Source organism: Frondihabitans sp. 4ASC-45, from assembly GCF_049472575.1.
Taxonomy (GTDB): domain Bacteria; phylum Actinomycetota; class Actinomycetes; order Actinomycetales; family Microbacteriaceae; genus Frondihabitans.
On the sequence record NZ_JBCEBN010000015.1, the window covers coordinates 17,331 to 30,265 of the forward strand.

Annotated in this window: 14 protein-coding genes and 1 pseudogene; 6 read left to right on the forward strand and 9 right to left on the reverse strand. The window is 65.2% G+C overall.

The genetic code is table 11. The features are described from left to right. Positions 1-322: 322 nt before the first annotated feature. Positions 323-1,318: a carboxypeptidase-like regulatory domain-containing protein gene (locus VH571_RS16360; protein WP_423265484.1), complete on the reverse strand. Its 996-nt coding sequence runs from the start codon at positions 1,316-1,318 to the stop codon at positions 323-325. 143 nt (positions 1,319-1,461) lie between these two features. Further along, the gene (locus tag VH571_RS16365; protein WP_423265485.1) at positions 1,462-2,037 is read right to left on the reverse strand and encodes a MarR family winged helix-turn-helix transcriptional regulator; all 576 of its coding nucleotides are present in this window, start codon (positions 2,035-2,037) and stop codon (positions 1,462-1,464) included. Here VH571_RS16365 and VH571_RS16370 point away from each other — a divergent pair. Beyond that, positions 2,023-3,219, forward strand: coding sequence for an FAD-dependent monooxygenase (locus VH571_RS16370; protein WP_423265486.1), 1,197 nt, complete (start codon positions 2,023-2,025; stop codon positions 3,217-3,219). The two genes, VH571_RS16365 and VH571_RS16370, sit on opposite strands and share 15 nt — an antisense overlap. 101 nt (positions 3,220-3,320) lie before the next feature. Here VH571_RS16370 and VH571_RS16375 read toward each other — a convergent pair whose 3' ends face one another. The 5 genes from VH571_RS16375 to VH571_RS16395 all read right to left on the reverse strand — a co-directional run bounded on the left by VH571_RS16375 (position 3,321) and on the right by VH571_RS16395 (position 8,303). Continuing rightward, a complete protein-coding gene (locus VH571_RS16375; RefSeq protein ID WP_423265487.1) occupies positions 3,321-4,034 on the reverse strand; it encodes an aspartate/glutamate racemase family protein in 714 nt (237 codons plus the stop codon). Further along, positions 4,031-5,059 (reverse strand): ornithine cyclodeaminase family protein, encoded by a 1,029-nt coding sequence (locus VH571_RS16380; protein WP_423265488.1) that lies wholly within the window; start codon positions 5,057-5,059, stop codon positions 4,031-4,033. Before VH571_RS16380 ends, VH571_RS16375 begins: the two co-directional genes overlap by 4 nt. Then, a complete protein-coding gene (locus tag VH571_RS16385; RefSeq protein WP_423265489.1) occupies positions 5,059-5,958 on the reverse strand; it encodes an ABC transporter substrate-binding protein in 900 nt (299 codons plus the stop codon). The genes VH571_RS16380 and VH571_RS16385 overlap by 1 nt, the downstream gene beginning before the upstream one ends. A 63-nt stretch (positions 5,959-6,021) precedes the next feature. Then, positions 6,022-7,461, reverse strand: coding sequence for an MFS transporter (locus tag VH571_RS16390; RefSeq protein WP_423265490.1), 1,440 nt, complete (start codon positions 7,459-7,461; stop codon positions 6,022-6,024). A 227-nt stretch (positions 7,462-7,688) separates the two neighbouring features. Further along, on the reverse strand, positions 7,689-8,303 hold the full coding sequence (locus VH571_RS16395) for a GntR family transcriptional regulator (protein WP_423265492.1): 615 nt from the start codon (positions 8,301-8,303) through the stop codon (positions 7,689-7,691). A gap of 110 nt (positions 8,304-8,413) precedes the next feature. Here VH571_RS16395 and VH571_RS16400 point away from each other — a divergent pair, with 110 nt between their 5' ends. Then, positions 8,414-9,430, forward strand: coding sequence for a PDDEXK nuclease domain-containing protein (locus VH571_RS16400; protein ID WP_423265493.1), 1,017 nt, complete (start codon positions 8,414-8,416; stop codon positions 9,428-9,430). Further along, positions 9,427-9,708, forward strand: a pseudogene (locus VH571_RS16405) (hypothetical protein); the annotation flags it as partial. The gene VH571_RS16400 and the pseudogene VH571_RS16405, both read left to right, overlap by 4 nt. Here VH571_RS16405 and VH571_RS16410 read toward each other — a convergent pair. Further along, the gene (locus VH571_RS16410; protein WP_423265494.1) at positions 9,689-10,246 is read right to left on the reverse strand and encodes a GNAT family N-acetyltransferase; all 558 of its coding nucleotides are present in this window, start codon (positions 10,244-10,246) and stop codon (positions 9,689-9,691) included. The pseudogene VH571_RS16405 and the gene VH571_RS16410 sit on opposite strands and share 20 nt — an antisense overlap. A 91-nt stretch (positions 10,247-10,337) precedes the next feature. On the opposite strand from VH571_RS16410, the gene VH571_RS16415 reads away from it, so the two are divergent. From VH571_RS16415 to VH571_RS16425, 3 genes are all read left to right on the forward strand, one after another. Next, complete coding sequence (locus VH571_RS16415; RefSeq protein ID WP_423265495.1) at positions 10,338-10,769, forward strand: bleomycin resistance protein; 432 nt, start codon at positions 10,338-10,340, stop codon at positions 10,767-10,769. A gap of 62 nt (positions 10,770-10,831) precedes the next feature. After that, positions 10,832-11,344, forward strand: a complete 513-nt coding sequence (locus VH571_RS16420) for an AAA family ATPase (RefSeq protein WP_423265496.1) — start codon at positions 10,832-10,834, stop codon at positions 11,342-11,344. 75 nt (positions 11,345-11,419) lie between these two features. Further along, positions 11,420-11,905 carry a hypothetical protein gene (locus tag VH571_RS16425; RefSeq protein ID WP_423265497.1) on the forward strand — a complete coding sequence of 162 codons (486 nt, stop codon included), beginning with the start codon at positions 11,420-11,422 and terminating at the stop codon, positions 11,903-11,905. An 8-nt stretch (positions 11,906-11,913) separates the two neighbouring features. Here the strand turns inward: VH571_RS16425 and pip are convergent, their stop codons facing one another. Continuing rightward, positions 11,914-12,855, reverse strand: a complete 942-nt coding sequence (gene pip, locus VH571_RS16430; protein ID WP_423265498.1) for a prolyl aminopeptidase — start codon at positions 12,853-12,855, stop codon at positions 11,914-11,916. Positions 12,856-12,935 lie beyond the last annotated feature (80 nt).

A 12,935-nucleotide genomic window follows, 5' to 3' on the forward strand; every position in this document is an offset into this window, starting at 1 on the left:
TGGTTCCTTATGAATACAAAACGGTTCGGTCGCATGATGCAACACATCCGCACATACGTGCGAGTTCCCCGCCGGGGAAGTTGCCCTGCACAGGTTCGTCGCACGCCTGGATGAGCATCGTTGTGCACATTTGTTCACCTGCAGTCAACGGTGAGGCGCGGAAAGCTCCGTTTACATCGCGGCAACGCCCTAAAGGAGTCAAGGCGTTCACCATGCTCACTTCTCAGGCGGTGGGCGACGACCTTTAGGCGAATGCCCTTGCACCCGCAGTGCAGCTCGCGCTCCTCCCCGATGACGGCCCCACAAAGGGTCTCTGGTCACGTCAGGGCACTTTTGCATAGAGGCCGACCGCACTGGAGAACTCGACGCGCTTCGGCACGGCCGCTCGGGCATCCGCCGTCATCGGGGTCAGCTGGCCGGTGTACCACCAGGTGCGGCTGGGCGTAGACGTGGTCGCCACCGTGCGCACACTCACCGTGTAGTTGCCCGTCGGCACGGCGAACTTCACCGGCTGCAGGACGCCGGCCACTCCTCCGGTGCGCTGCGCGTAGGTCGCTCCGGTCGCGACGTTCGTGAGGGTCACGGTCGCACCGGCAGTCGCAGCTCCGTCTGCCGGAGGGTTGACGCCGACGCCGATGTCGTACGCGGTATGGATGAGCCGCGTCGAGAGTGCGACGCGACTCGGGGCGGCGCCCGGCCGTTCGGCGTACACGCGAGTCATCCAGGAAAGGCTGGTGCGAAAATTCTGGTCTCCGGTGAAGAGCTTGTAGACGTCAGATGCCAGTCCGACGAACGTGTAGCGCCCGGTCTGATCGGTGGTGGTCTCGACCTCGGGGAACACGTAGCTCATCCCCTCGACGGTGACCTTGGTGCCGACGAGCGGTGCTCCGCTCGGCCCGGTGAGGGTGCCCGTCACGGTGGCACCCCTCGCAAGCTCCGCCGTTACGGCTGTGCTGATACCGGCCGAGACCCCCACACTGTCGATGCGCGTCGGTGCGTAGGTGGCGGATCCTGCGCTCGGTGGTTCGATCGTCAGATCGTAGTAAGGAGTGGGCGGCAGGTCGGCGATCACTGCCCGACCCGCGGAGTCGGTCGTGGCCCGACGGAAGCCGCCGCCTTCGGGGGTGGGAACGTAGACGCTCGCCGTCGCCCCGGCCAGCGCGAGGGGGCTTCCGGCGACATCGACGAGCTGGACGCCGATGCTGCCCGTGGGTGCGGTAACGGTCGACGCGGCCGTGGCCGCCTGGGCGGGCAGAACCGCCAATGCGAGAGTCGCAAGCAGTGCTGCGAGCGTTGTCCGTGTGCCTGTCTTCGTCATGGCTCCCCGTTTCGTTCGCGCCGCGCGGGCGCAGCTACGACTCTTCGGGTGAGCCTTGAATCTGCGACAGTACCTGCCGCCCTCCCCCACAACAAGCCCTTGCCCGTCATCGACGAACGCCAGGCCGCGACAGGAGAGCTACTTCACTGGAGGTCTTTCAACTGGTCCATTTCGCTGAGCCGGTTGTTCGCCGAATGAGCGGCGGAGGTGAGTCGGTTGATGACTCGCGCCGCGATGAGGAGCTGACTGTCGGGAATGTCTCGCAGGGTGGCTGCGATCTCCTCACTCGAGGCGATCGTGAACGAACGTGCTTTGTCGCGCGCCTCGGGAGTGGGGCGGAGAGTAACTCGTCGCCGGTCGCTTTGCTCGCGGCTGCGTTCGATCAGATGGGCTGCTTCGAGCCGGTTGAGCAGCACTGTCGCAGCCCCGGTGGTCATGCCGATTCGACGAGCGAGCTTGGCCGGCGACAGCGGCTGATTCTGCTGAGCCGCCCAGACGATTTGACCGAGGGCATTGGCATCGGAGGTGGGAAGTCCCATCCAATCAGACATGTGTTGGTTCAATTCGGCGAACCCTAGCGCCCAATTGTGAAGGGCATCCATCGCCGCGATCTGACCTGGCTTCCACGCTCCCTCCAGAGGATCCGTCACGACAAACACCTTCCTGTGTAGTAGCTTTACTTTAAAGCGATTATAGGAGACCTCATGGACAACCGCCACGCAATCATCTCAGGGGGAAGCATCGCCGGCCTGTCGGCGGCATTCTGGCTCGCCTCGACGGGCTGGCGCGTCACCGTCATCGAACGCGCACCCGCCTTCCGAGAAGGCGGGCAGAACATCGACGTGCGCGGTGTCGCCCGCGACGTCCTGACGAAGATGGGGTTGTTCGAAGCAGTTCAGGCCGAGAACACCACTGAGACGGGCGCCGTCATCGTTGACCAGAACGGCCGAGTGACAGCCGAGCTCCCGAGCGCGAACGAGGACGGGAAAGGCGGCGCCACGGCCGAGCTCGAGGTGCTCCGCGGAGATCTCGCCCACGTCATCCTCGACGCACTCCCCGACGGAGTCAGTTTCATCTACGGCGATGCCATCACATCCATCACTGACGGGTCCGGGCACGTGGAGGTGACGACTCGCGCCGGGCTGTCCCTCTCGGCGGACCTGCTCGTGATCGCGGAGGGCGTCCGCTCGAGTAGCCGCGAGCTCGTCTTCGGCGGAGAGGCCGACGCAACTGACCTGGACGTCACCATGGTGTTCGGAACGATTCCCCGAACGCCCTCCGATGACGACCGGTGGCGGTGGCACAACACCGTCGGTGGACGGCAGATTCACCTGCGACCGGACAACCACGGCACCATCCGAACGATCCTCGCGTACTCCCCCGGCAGCGATCTCGCTGGCCTCGACCGCACCGAGATGCTGGCCACGGTTCGTGCGCGGTACGCAGGGGCAGGATGGGAGACCACCCGCATCCTCGACGCCCTGGATTCTTCCGACGACGTCTACATCGACGAGCTCACCCAAATCCGTATGCCCACGTGGCACAGAGGCCGGGTCGCCATCGCCGGTGACGCTGCCTGGTGCGTCACACCCATGGGTGGGGGCGGTGCGTCGCTCGCCCTCACCAGCGGCTACGTCCTTGCGGCGTACCTCCACTCGGAGACATCCCTCGACGCCGCGCTCTCGTCCTACGACACCTGGATGCGGCCCCTGGTCGACGACGTGCAAAAGCTTCCCGCCGGCCTGAAGAACTTCGCCTACCCTCAGACCCAGCTCGGCCTCAGGCTCAGAAAACTTGCCGACAGAGCCATGACATCGCGCTTGCTGATGCCCGTAGCGGCGAAACTGACCCAGGTCGCCGAAACGCACCGAGAGTTGCCCCCGCTGCCGAGAGAACACTAAATAAGGGATGGCCCCGTGACTACGCCTGAAATCATCGCTGCACCGGGCATGTAAAGCGCGGTTTCTCTAAGCCCTCGAAATCGTTCCCATAGCCCGCACGGCTAAACGCTCCAGCTGCGGCGCTTCGCCCGAGGAGACGCGAACGAGTCGATCTTGCTCGTTGAGAGCCCTTGGCGGATCAGGGTCTCGACGAGGGCCGACGCGGCGGCGACCCCGTCGATGACCGGCACGAGCAGGCGGTCCCGCACGTGCTCTTCGAGGCCGGCCATGCCCGCGCAGCCGAGGCAGATGACTTCGGCCCCTTTCGCGATTGCTCGCTGTCCGGCCGCGACGAACGCTTCAGCCGTGGCGAAGGGATCCTCGTCGAGCTCGAGCACGCCGAGGCCGGTGTCTTCGATCGTGGCGCACCGGTCGATGAGGCCGGCGGTGGTCAGGCTGTCCTCGATCTGTCCGACGGCTCGCCGCACCGTGGTGACGACTCCGTATCGACGTCCGAGCGGCATCGCAAGGTGGGCGGCGGCCTCGGTGATGTCGACGACCGGGATCGACAGCAGTTCGCGAGCTCCTTCCCGACCGTGCTCGCCGAATCCGGCCATGACGACGCCGTCGATGTCGTCCGGCAGGTTCTCGAGAGTCTGCAGAACTGCGGCGGCGCTGATGAAGCTGTCGTACCAGCCCTCGGCGGAGGCCACACCCCAGGCGGGCGTGATGCCGACGATCTCCACGTCCGGGCCGACGGCGAGCCGGGCGCGTGCCGCCGCGGTCTCGGTCATCGACTCGGTCGTGTTGCAGTTGACGACCGCGATGCGGATCACGAGGCGGCCCCGGCCAGGGTCGAGAACGGGGCCGAGGATCCGGGCGCTACCGCTACGGGCGTCCCGATACCGCGGTCCTGGGCAAGCTGGATGACGCGAGCGGCGACGGCCAGATCCTGCGCGCCCAGCCCGACCGAGTCGAACACGGTGATCTCGTCCGCGCTCGTCCGGCCCTTCGCAGTGCCCGCGATGACCTCCCCCAGCTCGGCATAGTGGGCGCCCGCGCTGAGCGCACCTTCGGCTACGGCCTGGAGCAGGTCGCCCGATTTGGCGAGCGCGGTCGCACGGCTGTCGACGAAGACGGTGGCCCGAGCCATGGCCTGCCCGTCGAGTTCGCGGTGGGTCGGTCGAGGTCGGGCGCCAACGGCGTTGATGTGCTGGCCCGCGTGCAGCCACGATCCGAGCACGATCGGATCGACGGACGGGGTCAGCGTGCAGAGCACGTCGGATTCTTCGACGACTTCCTGTGGCCCCGCGGCGATGACGCATCGCCCGGGCAGATCTCCGCCGACCTCCTGCAGGAACCGATCGATCGTGGCCGAGGAGCGCGACCAGAGCACGATCCGCTCGAACGGTCGCGTGGCGGCGAACGCCCTCGCGTGCTCGATCGCGAGGTTGCCCGCACCGATGATGCCGAGTGTCCGGCTGTCGGGGCGGGCGAGGTGACGGGTGGCGACGACGGAGGCCGCAGCTGTCCGCCGTCGCGTGATGGCCATGCCGTCCAGCACGGCGATGCACTCCCCGGTCACCGACGACGACACGAGGATCGTCGAGCGCTGCGTCGGCAACCCCCGATCGGCGTTGTCGGGGATGTCGGCCATGAGCTTGACCGCGACGAGCCCGAGTCGGTCCGAGCGCACCGCCATGGGCAGGAAGAGCGCGTCGTCGGCCCCGGTCAGGGCGACGGGCGCGGGCTGCTGCATGCTGCCGGAGCCCAGGTCGGCGTGGATAGCTTCGACCGCCTCGACGACGTCGACCGCCCCGATGACCGCGCCGATCTCCGCTGCGCCGAGGACGACGGTCATCAGGCGTTCACGGCGGAGTACGCGCCGACGAGTTCGTCGAGGGTCGGGACGTGCGTCGTGAGTCCTCCGTCGAACAGGATCCTCATCCATCGGTCGGATGCGTCGCGGTCGACGACGGCGGAATCCCAGACACCTCCGGCCGCCATCTCATCGGCAGCACGGCGCAGCAACGCCTGATCCTTGTCGGGCCAGCGAGCCGCGAGGACCGCCTCGATCTCGACGTCGGCGTCGTGGGACGTGATCTTCGTCATCCCGGCCGCGATGCCGTCCATGAAGCGGTCGATCCGGTCGCTCAGCTCCTCGACCCGTTCGGTGAGGCAGTAGTAGACACTGTTGGGCATGACGCCTCCCGACTGGAGGTGCCGGAAGACGATGGTGCCGCCGCCGGCCGCGACGAGTTCTTCGGCCGAGACGAGGTCGAGGATGATGGCGTCGCCGAGGCCGCCCTGGTAGAGCTCGATCAGCATCGCGGTCGAGAGGTCGCGGACGAAGCGGGTCTTTGACACGTCGAAGCCCGCTTCGCGGATGAGGCCCGCGGTGAACTCGTAGGGAGCACTACCGCCGGCCCCGGGGGCGAGGACCACCTTGCCTGCGAGCTGGTCGAGGGTGATCGGTGCCGTCTCGGTGCGCGACACGATCGTCATGGGGAACATGTGGTTGAGCTGCCCGACGACGCTGAGCTTGCGAGACGTCCCCGCGTACATGGCGGGAACCCAGAGTCCTCCGAGGGCCAGGTCGGCGGCACCCGACTCGATGTCGTCGAGCACTCCCGTCCACGGGTCGCAGGCCGTCGCGGTGACGCTCAGGCCGCGCTCGGCGAAAAGTCCGCCCTGATCGGCGACGTACTCGGGCAGGTAGTTCAGGCCGTTGGCTGTTGCGGAGATCTTCAGGGTGTCCATGTGTTCCTCCAGAGGAATCGAGGGGTGGAAGGGCGGGTCGGAGGCTCCGACCCGCCCGAGAGATCAGACCCGGCTGGTCGCCAGGGCGTTCTCGTTGACGTCTTCGAGCGAGCGACCGCGAGCTTCGGGGGCGAATCGGGAGGCGACGACGAGGATGGCGTACATCACGGCGGCGAGGCCGAAGACGCCGGCGAAGGCGAACGACCCGTAGAGCGCGATGGCGAGGAACGGCATGACCGCGCCGGCGATGTTGCCGATGCCGTTGACGATCGAGGCACCGGAAGCGCGGATGGCGGTCGGGTAGACCTCCGCCGTCCACGCGGCGAGCGTGGTGTTCGTCAGCATCGTGAAGAACTGGAAGAGAGCGCCGAGCACCAGGATCGCGCCGGTGTCGTTGCCGAAGGCGGCGAATGCGAGGGCGGTGAGGCAACCGAGGATCCCGGCCGACGTGACCATGGCCCGCCGCCCGACCCGGTTCGCGAGCAGGGCGGCCGCCGTGCAGCCGAGCAGCGAGCCGATGTTCATGATCATCGTGTAGAGCAGGCTCTGCGAGACGGTGTAGCCGCGCTCAACCAGCAGCGTCGGCATCAGGAAGTTCAGAGTGACCTGCGAGCCGAACGCCATCCAGGAGGCGACGCCGATCGCGATGGTGCGCTTGAGGACGAGCGGGTGGAACACTGCCGCCGGCGAGGAGTGGAGCGCGACCGGGGGAAGGTCGGCGGGGGTCAAGGTGACCGGCGACTTCGCGTCGGCCGGAGGCCGCAGGCTGTTGGAGGCGAGAATCGCCAGCGAGCGGTTGGCCTCGTCGATTCGCCCCTTGGAGAGCAGCCAGCGGGGCGTCTCGGGAAGCCTGCGGCGGTAGAGGACGACGAGCAGTGCCGGCAGGGCGAGGAGCACGAAGCTCCAGCGCCACACCTGGCCGTCGCCGCCCAGCGGAACCGCTAGGGGTCCGAGCAGGAGCAGGAAGAGACCGTACGAGATGAAGTTACCGATGCCTCCGGCGCCGACGTTGATCGTGGCGATGAGGCCGCCGCGGTAGCGGGTGGCGACCATCTCGGAGAGCATGGCGATGCCGATCATGAACTCGCCGCCGACGCCGATGCCGACGATGAAGCGGCTGACGAGGAGCATGTCGTAGTTGAACGAGAGAGCGCTCAGGAGACCGCCGAGCGTGTAGATGAGCAGGTTGAGGCCGAGCGAGAATCGACGGCCGTACTTGTCGGCCAGCCAGCCGGCGAGGAAGCGTCCGACCAGGCCGCCGATGACGGTTGCAGTGTTGATGGTCGTGAGCTGGAGGTCGCCGATCTGGAGCGACGCCTTGATGTTGGTGGCCATGGCGCCGACGGAGTTCTGTTCGAGGGTGTCGAAGAACTCTCCGGCGAGGATCAGCATCAGCACCGCGAACTGGGCGCGGGTGAAGCCGATCGAGTCGAGGGCGGAGGCGACACCGTTGCTGGTGTCGGCCGTGGAGGTGGGAGGTGTGGTGCCGGTGGGAGCTGTCATACCTGGGGGAACTGTGGTGCGCGTTACAGCAGTCATGGGTGACTCCAGCGGAAAGAGGGTTGCGATGCCAGAATTCGTTCTGCATCGTGCGGACACTCTTTTGTATACGAAAAGGTGTTTCCGGCTGGTTTCGTCGAAGAAACGCTTTGTTACAGACCCACGCAAGGCCTGGTGGAGTCACCGATTCTCCGAAAAGTCTTCGTCAGGGATCCTTGTTTCGTATACGTTCAGCTACCGAGGGCGCTCAGAGTCGCCTCGTCGCGCCGCAGGTGCTCCTCCATGAGGAGGCCTGCCTGAACGGGTGACCCGCGGAGGATCGCCTGAGCCACGGCGGCGTGGTCTCCGCCGCTTTCCGCCACCTCTTCTTGGGTGATGCGCTCGAAGGCCCACGCGGTCTGGTGCAAGAGGCGCTCGATCATCGACTCCAGGTGGGCGTTTCCGGACGCCTGTGCGACCAGCCGGTGGAACGTGAAGCGGGGTGACTGCACTTCGACCTCCTGGTCGGAGCGTTGCTCGTTGATGACCGCGCGAAGCAGGTCGGCGCTGTCTCCGCCTCGATGTCCGGCCGCGAGCTCCGCAGCCAGAACCTCGAGCGCACGGCGGATCTGCATGAGCTCGATGACCGCATCAGCCGACGAATCGGCGACGCTCACACCCTTGAACTTCTCCGAGACCACGAACCCCTCGGTCTCGAGCTGTCGGAGGGCCTCGCGGACCGGCACTCGGGAGACCCCGAACCGCTCGGCGATCGCATCCTCCTTGAGGCGCGTGCCCCTGGCGAGACTGCCGGCGATGATCTCAGCGCGAAGAGCTTTGAGGACGGATGCGGGTTTGGACTCCACGGCTCGATCCTAGGGGCGCTCTGCCTGGTGTCGCCGAGTGAGTGCTGTTGAAGACTGGGCAACAGCTTGTTGCCCGATTGGCCTCATTCGTCGCCGCTAGTGTCGACTGCGTGACGACCGATGACCTAATTCCGTCTGACTATGCCGCGACTTTGACTGAGCTCAAGGCGGAGGTTCGGGCCGCTCGATTTACCGCTCAGCGGCAGGTGAACCGGGAGCTGGTTCGTTTGTATTGGCGCATCGGGCGCAGCTTGTCCTCGCGAGCGGCGTCGGAGGCGTGGGGGTCGAAGGTCGTGACCCGCCTCGCAGATGACCTGCGGGCGGAATTTCCGGACATGCGGGGTTTCTCGGGCCGGAACCTGCGGTACATGCGAGCGTTCGCCGAGGCTTGGCCCTTCGATTCGGAATTTGGGCAACAGGCTGTTGCCCAATTGCCGTGGGGCCACATCACGGTCCTCCTGGACCGATTGGGTGACCAGCAAACCCGCGATTGGTACGCCGGACAGGCTGCCGCCCAGGGCTGGTCGCGAAACGTTCTCGACCATCACATCCGCATCCGCTCACATGAACGGATCGCGGCAGCCCCATCCAACTTCGAGACAACTCTTGCCTCGACCGATTCGGACCTGGCCCAGCAGCTGACCAAAGATCCTTACGTCCTCGACTTCCTCGCTCTCGACGGCGACTCGAAGGAACGGGATCTCGAAGAGGCGATGGTTGACCGCATCATCGGGACGCTCAGGGAGCTCGGCCCAGGCTTCTCGTTCGTCGGCCGCCAAGTGCACTTCGACGTGGACGGGGACGACTTCTACGTCGACCTGCTCTTCTTCCACGTCATTCAGCTGCGGTACGTCGTCGTCGAGCTGAAGACCGGACAATTCGAACCATCCTTCGCTGGCCAGCTCGGGTTCTACGTCGCTCTCGTCGATGACGTTCTCCGACTCCCCCAGCATGCAGACACGGTCGGAATACTTCTCGTCACTGGCAAGAACGACGCCGTCGTTCGCTATTCACTCGGCGGCGCCGGGGCCCCAGTCGCCGTATCTTCCTACGACCTCCTCCCGCCGGAAATGCAAGCCTCCCTCCCATCAGAGGGAGACATCACTCGGGCTCTCGGTGGGTCGTGAGTGACTCGTCGAGGCGCGGAGCCCGCTCTTACTCTCCCGCGGCGTCCGGCAAGGCGGAGGGACGACCGATCGCAGTCCGCACTATTCATTTCCACAAGAAGCACTATGACGCGATCATCAGCGGAGACAAGGTCACCACCGTTCGATGGAACGAGTCAATGGCGGTCGGTGTCGCGACGTTCGTCTTCGACGATCACCCGACGGCCGCACCGTTGGCTGGCGCGGTCACGGCCGTGCACCAGTACCGGATCGACACCCTCACCGCGGAACAGGCGCAACAGCCGCCGGGGACCGACATGTATCGGTTCGGACAGCAGCTTCGGGAGCACTACCCATCTGTATCCGTCGTCCATACCGGTCGAGGCCGTGCTCGGCCTCGACCGCGAGTAGTGACCGATGGAACGAGGTGACTGGGTCTTCCTCCACGAAGCCGGCTGTTGAGTAGAACGGCGCATTCCAAGGCACTCCTGCGTACGTGCGGAGAGAGATGCGCTCGTAGCCACGCTCGCGAGATTGGTCCTTCGCAGCTTCGACGAGCGCTCGACCCAGGCCCTGCCGCGGCAGCACCGGCGCCTCCGACAGCTGCTCCAGGTGGCAGATGCTGTCCACCTCGAGCGCCTGCACGAATCCAGCGACCTCGCCGTCAACGTCGACGGCGAGCAGGAAGCCGGGCTCGGAGAGTCGCGTGATCCCAGGAGGGGCAGTAGACCACACGTCGGCGTGAAGGTAATCGATCAGCAGCTGGTCCGCGTCGTTCTCAATCCGCTCGACAGCGTGCACGTCGCTTGCCCGGGCGGAGCGGATCAGTCGTGCCATGCCGCAAGCGTAAGAGTCGCGAAGGATGTCTCGGTGAGCGATCCGCTACGGGGACGACTGCCCGCAGGGTGAGGACTGCGACGATGGTCCGGTGGCTGAAACCCTCGAACCCTCGCTTGTTCCCGAACTGCTCGTGGCCGACCTGGATCAGAGCATCGAGTTCTGGTCCAACTTGTGCGGCTTCGACGTCGCCTACTCACGCCCTGAGGAACGCTTCGCGTACATCACGCTCGGTTCCGCGCACCTAATGCTCGAACAAGCAGGCGTGGGTCGCAACTGGATCACGGGGCCTCTCGAGCGCCCGCTCGGTCGCGGGGTGAATCTCCAGATAACGGTGCCGGACTCTGAGGCGTTGGCGCAGGTCCTCGGAAAGGCTGGCGTTGAGCTCTTCATGCAACCCGAGACAAAGTGGTACGGCGTCGGCGAGGAAGAGGCCGGCGTGCGTCAATTCCTTGTCCAGGACCCTGACGGATACCTCGCGCGGTTCCAATCGTCACTTGGGCGACGAGCAACCGCCCGGTAGACGATGGTCTACCGCGCGCCTAGGCACTAGACAGGTACGACGGCCTATCGAAGGAGTTGCCGATGCTGATTCAGGTCTGCGGGTTACCCGGTTCTGGGAAGTCCACACTGTCAGCCGCACTCGCGGATCGAGTGCCGTCGACGATGCTGCGAGTCGATGCGATCGAAGCGGCGATGTGGAAGTACGGCATCCCTCGGGAGCAATCTGGTATCGCCGCATACTCGGCCTTGCACGCGATCGCTGTCCCGAATCTTATGCGGGGCCAAACGGTGATCGCGGATGCAGTCAGTGGAAGTGAACCCGCACGGGCCGGTTGGGTGTCGACTGCCGAGATGGCTGGTGTTCCCCTACGAGTAATCGAGGTCGTCTGCCCTGACCTCGTCGAGCACCGACGCCGAGTCGAAGAGCGCAAGAACGACCTTCCTGGATTCGTGCTGCCGACGTGGGACGAAGTGGAAACCACGCGAGCTGAGTACGAAGCTCGCAGTGACGAACGACTCGTGCTTGACAGCACCATGCCCGTAACAGAAATGGCCACAATGGCCCTCGAATTTGTCGGGGCCGACGTCCGATAGCCGATCGGCTAACCGACGCCGTAGCCCGAGGAAAAAACCCTGCTCCTCAGACGACTTCGGGTGGAGGATCGTGAGATGAATATTGAAGGCATGCCCGAGGACGAGCGTCTCGCAATCCTTGATTCGCTTGAGGCCCAGCGCCCTGGTTCTTCGACGCTCGCGGGCGGTACGCTCGCCGGGCCTGCAACGCCGAACCGTCCAAACGTTCCCATCTGGGAGTACGCGAGCTACTCAGAGCAACACCCCGACGTGGAGATTGACGATCTTGTAGCTATTCGATTTCCGGTCATTTTCTATGGTGGCGATGAATTCACTATCTACTCGGCGGCCGAGTACCTCCGGACAGACCCCGTGCCTCCACCCAGGCCCATGGGCCTTGACTCAATTATCGACATGTGGCGGCATCTTCACGCGGCCGGGATTGTCGCTTGGGACAGCGAAAAGAGAGCCGTCGAGCATCGACAGCCGATCAGCGCGTACAAAGCTGCGGTAGCCGAATGGGGCACTCACTGGCGGGCCAGAGAACAAACGGGCGGCAACGACGTTCCACGGGGCCGGTAGCCCATCGGCTATCGGGCGGCTGTGAAGGCCTCAATTGCGTCCTGCGCGGTTTGCATTTCGATGGGGCCGCCATGGCCCTCCTCTTCAATGATCACGAGACGGCTCCCAGGCCAGGCTCGGTGCAAGAGCCAAGGCGTGATGGTCGGGCCACTGATGTCTCGTCGGCCGTGGATGAGCACGCCTGGCGTACCGGCAAGTTCGCCAGCGCGCGTCAGGATCTCGTCCCTGTCGAGGAAGCAGTCATTGGACCAATAGTGGGTGACGAGCGTGGCGAAGTTCTCGCGGAGACGATTGTCCGTATGAACTAGTCCGGGCTGCCAGTTGGGATCAAGGGAGACGTGCGTCGACTCCCACTCATCCCATCGATCGGCGGCTGCAAACCGGACCTCAGGATCGGTGTCGCGAAGCAGGCGCGCGTAGTGGTCGATCACGCGAACGCCCGCTGGCACGCCTTCGGCAAGACGAGACCACGCTTCCGGGAAAACAGCTCCCACGCCTTCAGTGATCCAGTCGATCTCCCGACGGGCGCCCGTCGTGACAGCGACAAGGACCAGCTCAGTGACGCGGGTCGGATGGGCAAGCGCGTATGCGAGCGCGAGTGTGCTGCCCCACGAGACACCGTGCACCAGCCAGGCCTCGATCCCGAGGTGATCGCGAAGCGCCTCGATGTCGTCTATGAGCTCTCGCGTCGTGTTGTTGGTGAGCGATGCGAGATCGTCTGCGGCCCACGGGGTGCTGCGTCCGCAGCCGCGCTGGTCAAATCCGACGACGAGGTGGCGTTCCGGGTCGAAACGGCGCCGGTACCCGCCTGCCCCGAGCCCCGAGCCTGGGCCGCCGTGAAGGTACAGAGCAGGGCGCCCTTTTGGGTTACCCGAGATTTCCCAGAGGAGTCGCGCGCCATTTGGTCGACTCAGATGCCCTGAGCGGAACGGATCGATTGGCGGATGCACAGCAAAAGCCTACGAGGCACTGTCCGTTAATGGATCCCCTATCGCAACGTCAAAACGGCGAATGAACCAGGGCGCGACGT

Bases quoted from the DNA above. Each gene is read 5' to 3' on its own strand.
- VH571_RS16425 (WP_423265497.1), top strand. From the start codon at position 11,420: ATGAATATTGAAGGCATGCCCGAGGACGAGCGTCTCGCAATCCTTGAT.
- VH571_RS16360 (WP_423265484.1), bottom strand. From the start codon at position 1,318: ATGACGAAGACAGGCACACGGACAACGCTCGCAGCACTGCTTGCGACT.
- VH571_RS16420 (WP_423265496.1), top strand. From the start codon at position 10,832: ATGCTGATTCAGGTCTGCGGGTTACCCGGTTCTGGGAAGTCCACACTG.
- VH571_RS16380 (WP_423265488.1), bottom strand. From the start codon at position 5,059: ATGACCGTCGTCCTCGGCGCAGCGGAGATCGGCGCGGTCATCGGGGCG.
- VH571_RS16385 (WP_423265489.1), bottom strand. From the start codon at position 5,958: ATGGACACCCTGAAGATCTCCGCAACAGCCAACGGCCTGAACTACCTG.
- VH571_RS16410 (WP_423265494.1), bottom strand. From the start codon at position 10,246: ATGGCACGACTGATCCGCTCCGCCCGGGCAAGCGACGTGCACGCTGTC.
- VH571_RS16390 (WP_423265490.1), bottom strand. From the start codon at position 7,461: ATGACAGCTCCCACCGGCACCACACCTCCCACCTCCACGGCCGACACC.
- VH571_RS16370 (WP_423265486.1), top strand. From the start codon at position 2,023: ATGGACAACCGCCACGCAATCATCTCAGGGGGAAGCATCGCCGGCCTG.